The sequence below is a fragment of the Desulfobaculum sp. genome (assembly GCF_054921475.1).
This window is the reverse complement of sequence record NZ_JBUDSW010000334.1, coordinates 1-3,274: the sequence shown is the minus strand read 5'-3', so window position 1 is coordinate 3,274 and position 3,274 is coordinate 1. Positions and strand designations below refer to the sequence as shown.

Annotated in this window: 3 protein-coding genes; 2 read left to right on the top strand and 1 reads right to left on the bottom strand. The window is 58.8% G+C overall.

What is annotated here, in order from left to right; translation table 11 throughout:
* Nucleotides 1–527 (bottom strand): sulfite exporter TauE/SafE family protein (locus ACY69P_RS15485; protein WP_462328127.1); only part of this gene is annotated, 527 nt, incomplete at its 3' end.
* Nucleotides 528–1,111: 584 nt separating this feature from the next.
* Between ACY69P_RS15485 and hutW the strand changes: the two genes are divergently transcribed.
* On the top strand, nt 1,112–2,476 hold the full coding sequence (gene hutW, locus ACY69P_RS15480) for a heme anaerobic degradation radical SAM methyltransferase ChuW/HutW (protein ID WP_462328126.1): 1,365 nt from the start codon (nt 1,112–1,114) through the stop codon (nt 2,474–2,476).
* A partial coding sequence (locus ACY69P_RS15475) for a TonB-dependent receptor plug domain-containing protein (RefSeq protein WP_462328125.1) occupies nt 2,473–3,274 on the top strand: 802 nt, incomplete at its 3' end. The genes hutW and ACY69P_RS15475, both read left to right, overlap by 4 nt.

Here is a 3,274-nt window from a genome sequence, read left to right as displayed (position 1 = left end):
ATAATGGAGAGTAGCCCAACGCAGGCGAGGGTGCCGCGCAGGCGCGGGCCGGGTTCGTTTTGCAGGGCCAGGGCGAGGGGCGGCAGGCCAACGCCGCTGACTGTGCCCATGAATCCGCCGATGATGCCGGCAGAGAAGAGCACACGCCGGTTGGGCGGCACGGACAGTCCTGCAGCGCTGATGCCCACGGCGACGAGGATAAGTCCGCCGAGCAAGAGCGCGGTCTCGCGCGCGGGCAGCGAGGTGAGCAGGGCGGCGGCAAGGCCGGTGCCGAGAAGGTAGCCTACCAAGGTCCGCTTGACGTTGGTGACGTTCACCGCACTGCGCTCCTTAAAGACCATCAGCGCGCAGACAAGGCTGACGAGCAGCACCACGGGGCCGGGCAGAAACATGGGATCCACTATCACCAACAAAGGCCCAATAAGCAGGGCAAGGCCAAACCCTGCCACACCCTGACTCAGTGCCCCAAACATCACTATACAAAACGCCAGCAGGAGCTCCTGCGGAGCGAGTTCTAATCCAAACATTTCTCTTCCATATTTTCTTTGAGGAGTTCTTACACCCCGCGCGGTGAGGCGCGGGGGACTCGAAGCCCTACGGCAGAAGTGCGTCCCTTGCAACCCGGAGCAAGGGCGATTGTGTGCCATCGCGGCGCTTCAGGGATTTTGTTCACCCAGTAATCCGTTGAAAGTCCGAAGAATTTGTTTTTTCGTTCTGAGGGCAGGACAAGAACAAATGGAGAGAGAGGATTCCGTGAACGGATTGAGGTGTAGCACTCCGGAGGCTTTTCCCCAGAGCTGTGAGCAACCTTTCCGCGCGGTATCGCGTCGAATTGCCCACGCCAGTTTCCGCGGGGAGGCGCGTTCACACAGGACAGGCGCAAGGTCACAGATTCTGCCATTTTCCTGTTGACAAGAGGCCATGAGCGGCAGTAGAGACACCAAAAGTTCAAGCATTCAAACTTTATTTACGCTAACGTACTCAGGGCGTCTCATATTCAGTGGGATGCCGAAGCGATTTAGACAAACCCGGAGGGGTGATGGATTCACATACGCGTGATGTCTCAAACCACACTGGTGTTGATAATGAAAGTCATACTCATGGTGGCAAAGTGCAATTGCTTCGCAATGCGCTCTCTGCTGAGCAGCGCCAGAAATTTTTCGCCAACGAAGGCGTCGACCCGCTGACGCAGGCCTTTGATGCGAAGCTCGCCATCCATGCTGGATTTGGCGGGACCCCTGTCCCGGAGGGGCAACGCGCCGAGGTACTCGCTGGGCTTATGGCGCATCCGCGCACAGGCAAGACCGCGGCCTACATTCATGTGCCGTTTTGCGAAACGCACTGCCTGTACTGCGGGTTCTACAATCGCGCGTACCGCTCGGGAGAGAGCGCGCGCTACACGGATGCCCTCCTGCGGGAGCTTGCCATGTGGCGTGAGGCTGCACCTTCGGACACGGCGCCTATTCATGCGGTGTACTTTGGTGGCGGCACACCGACCGCCCTTGAAGCCCCGGACCTGCGGCGCTTGGTGCGCGGCGTTCGCGACGCGCTCCCCCTTGCCAACGACTGCGAAATCACTGTGGAAGGACGCATTCATAATTTCAGCCCGGAGAAAATGGACGCGTGCCTTGAGGCCGGGGCCAACCGTTTCTCCCTTGGCGTGCAGACCTTCAATACCGAACTGCGCCGCTCCATGCGCCGCATCGCGGACCGGGACACCATCATCAAGAGCCTCATCCGTTTGCGGGATCAGGACCAAGCTGCGGTTATTATCGACCTCATCTACGGCTTTCCCGGTCAGTCCCTGAACGATTGGCGCAAAGACATCGAGCAGTTCCTTGCTCTCGATTTGCATGGCGTGGATCTCTACCAACTGAACGTGTTCAGGGGCAGCCCACTCCATGACGCTATAGAAAAGGGCGACATGCCCCCTGCCGCGAATATCCCTCAACAGGCCGCTATGTTTGTGGAAGGGGGGCGCATTATGCAGCAGGCCCATTACCGCAGGCTTTCGGCCAGCCACTGGGGGCGTGATACCAGAGAGCGCAACATCTACAATCATATGATGAAAGGGCCTTCGCATTGTTTGCCTTTTGGCCCCGGCGCTGGCGGGAATCTTTTTGGTCACTTCCACTTTGTCAAGAGCGATTACGAAGGCTGGCACGAGGCCATAGCCAGTGGGCAAAAGCCCATCGACATGTTGGTTGGTCCTGCCCCCAACGCGAAACTGGACAAGACCCTTGCCGCAGCCTTCGAACTCTGCCGCGTGAATCTTGTCCGTATTGGTGAGGAGTTCGGCATGCCCCTGTCTGCCCTTGTTGCGCCATTAACCGAGCAGTGGGAGCGGGCGGGGCTGGTTAGCTGTCGTAATGGATGGCTGGAGCTCACCACCGCCGGAGAATTTTGGCAGGTGACCATGGCCCAGCTCATGATTGATTATCTTCATCTCTCTAGTGAAGAGGAGAAAGCTTCGTGACTCCCAATTCATCCCCACACTGCACCGCCTCTGCCGCGCCACTGCGCGCGCTGCTTGTGACGGCGGGTCTCGTTATCCTGTCCTGCGTCCCTGCCATGGCGGCAGAGCAGGAGAAGACACCAACTGTGCAACTGGAAGGCATGACTGTGACGGCCACCAAGGCCGAACGCGATTTGAAGGACGTCCCCGCGTCGGTCTCCGTGCTGACGCAGGAAGACATTCGCCGTTCCCCGGCAAACACCGTAGGCGACCTGCTGCAGGATATCCCCGGCGTTGAAGTCTTTGACCAGTCCTTGGCGGGGGCCAAGCGCATTATGATGCGCGGCGAGAGCGGCTCGCGCGTGCTTATTCTCATTGATGGTCAGAAAATATCAGAACAGAAAAGCATGGACGGCGCGGCGCTGCTTATTGGCGCGGACCGTATTGAACGCATCGAGGTCATCAAGGGCCCGGCGTCCGTCCTCTATGGCTCCGAGGCTATCGGCGGCGTGGTGAATATCATCACCAAGAAAGGAGGCGATCGGCCCCTGCAGGGGGAGACGAGCCTGACGTATGATTCGTCCACCGATGGGGTGGCGTCCTACCTGTCTCTGTTTGGTTCCTCCAAGGGCTTTAACTATCGCCTTTCTGGCACCTGGACGGACCACGGCGACCGCCGTACAGCGGATGATACCCTTGATGATTCATCTTTCATGAACCGCGACCTGAGCGCCTTCCTCAGCTACGACTGGGACAAGGTGACCGTTGGTGGCGGGTATGAGAGCTATTGGAGCAACATCAATTCCGTGACGCCTGAAG